This is a genomic window from Nocardiopsis lucentensis DSM 44048 (assembly GCF_000341125.1).
Classification (GTDB): Bacteria; Actinomycetota; Actinomycetes; order Streptosporangiales; family Streptosporangiaceae; genus Nocardiopsis; species Nocardiopsis lucentensis.
Genome location: NZ_ANBC01000430.1, coordinates 1 through 1200, shown reverse-complemented (window position 1 = coordinate 1200; position 1200 = coordinate 1). Strand labels below are relative to the sequence as shown.

At 76.2% G+C, this 1200-nt stretch carries 2 protein-coding genes; both read left to right on the top strand.

The window, feature by feature from the left end:
- Positions 1-839, top strand: an 839-nt coding sequence (locus tag D471_RS0115220) for a sensor histidine kinase (RefSeq protein ID WP_017599412.1), incomplete at its 5' end; no start/stop codon positions are given.
- The coding region (locus D471_RS0115215; RefSeq protein ID WP_017599411.1) for a response regulator at positions 836-1200 on the top strand (365 nt) is incomplete at its 3' end. The genes D471_RS0115220 and D471_RS0115215, both read left to right, overlap by 4 nt.

Genomic DNA, 1200 nt, shown 5'->3' with positions numbered 1-1200 from the left:
CCGCCGCCGCGATCGGCGGCCAGGCCCTGCACGCCGGGGACGTCACAGCCGGGACGGTCCTGGGGCCGATCCTCGGCGCGGCGTTCGCCGTGGCGATCGCCGTGGGCTACGCGTCCCTGTACCGCGAGAGCGAACGGCGGCGCGAGCTGATCGACACGCTGACCCGGACCCGCGACGCGCTCGCCGAGACCCAGCGGCGCGCCGGGGTGCTCGACGAACGCGAGCGCCTGGCCCGCGAGATCCACGACACCCTCGCGCAGGGCCTGTCCAGTATCGTCCTGCTGCTGCGCGCCGCCGAGAACGCCCTGCCCGACGCACCCGACCTGGCGGCGGCGAGGGTCGTGGAGGCCCGGGAGAGCGCGTCGGCCAACCTCGCCGAGGCACGGCGGTTCGTCCGCGACCTGGCCCCGCCGTCCCTCGCCGGCGGCGACCTGCCCGAGGCCCTGCGCCGCCTGTGCGCACGGGTCGGCCGGGCCGAGGGGATCGACTGCCGCCTGCGCCTGGACGGGACGCCGACCGCCCTGCCGTCCGGATACGAGGTGGCGCTGCTGCGCGCGGCGCAGGCCAGCCTGGCCAACGTCGCCGCGCACGCCCGTGCCCGAACGGCCGTGGTCACGCTCGGCTATCTGGAGGGGGAGGTCACCCTGGACGTGTTCGACGACGGAGTCGGCTTCGACCCGGACTCCACGTCGAGCCGGGGCGACGGCACCGGGTTCGGCCTCGTGGGGCTCCGGGAGCGCGTCGCGCTGCTCGGCGGGCGGCTCGACGTGGAGTCCGCGCCCGGCCAGGGGACCGCGGTCGCCGTCCGTCTGCCGCTGACCCGGGAGGAGTCCCCATGACCGAGGCCCCGCTGCGCATCCTGCTCGTGGACGACCACCCGGTCGTGCGCCACGGGCTCACGGCGATGTTCGCCGACCGGCCCGACATGGAGGTGGTGGCCGAGGCCGCCGACGGGCGGGCGGCACTGGACGTGTTGGCCGCCGGGACGGGGGTGGACGTGGTCCTCATGGACCTGCGGATGGGGGCGGGCATGGACGGGGTCACCGCGATCCACCGGATCACCGCGCTCGACGCTCCGCCGCCCGTGCTCGTGCTGACCACCTACGACACCGACGCCGACATCCTGGCCGCGGTCGAGGCCGGGGCGACCGGCTACATGCTCAAGGACGCCCCGCCCGACCAGCTGTGCGAGGCCGTGCA